This window comes from Rhodospirillales bacterium RIFCSPLOWO2_02_FULL_58_16 (assembly GCA_001830425.1).
In the GTDB taxonomy this organism is placed as follows: Bacteria; Pseudomonadota; Alphaproteobacteria; order Rhodospirillales; family 2-02-FULL-58-16; genus 2-02-FULL-58-16.
In genome coordinates this window covers 23,761-23,973 of the sequence record MIAA01000045.1, presented here as the reverse complement: position 1 = coordinate 23,973, position 213 = coordinate 23,761, and the positions used below count along the sequence as shown (strand labels likewise).

At 62.9% G+C, this 213-nt stretch carries 1 pseudogene (only partly in view); it reads right to left on the bottom strand.

From position 1 onward, the window contains the following. Positions 1-57 precede the first annotated feature (57 nt). A pseudogene (locus tag A3H92_01815) lies at positions 58-213 on the bottom strand (hypothetical protein); it runs 1,521 nt beyond the window's last position.

Sequence of the window (213 nt, the reverse complement as noted above, 5' to 3'; positions counted from 1 at the left end):
CCTTCGTAAGGAGGGGAAAGCGCGGGGGCCGCCGTTATAAAATGTGACCCGTCCGCTTCACCGTGGCCGGTTCTTCTGTCCGCGCACCCTGTCGGGCGGAAATTTCAGAAGCACCGTAGTGCCTGCCCCAAGCTCGCTTGTAAGTTCGAGCGTTCCGCCGTGCAGTTCGACGAACGCCTTGGCGATCGGCAGGCCAAGGCCCGTCCCCTGATG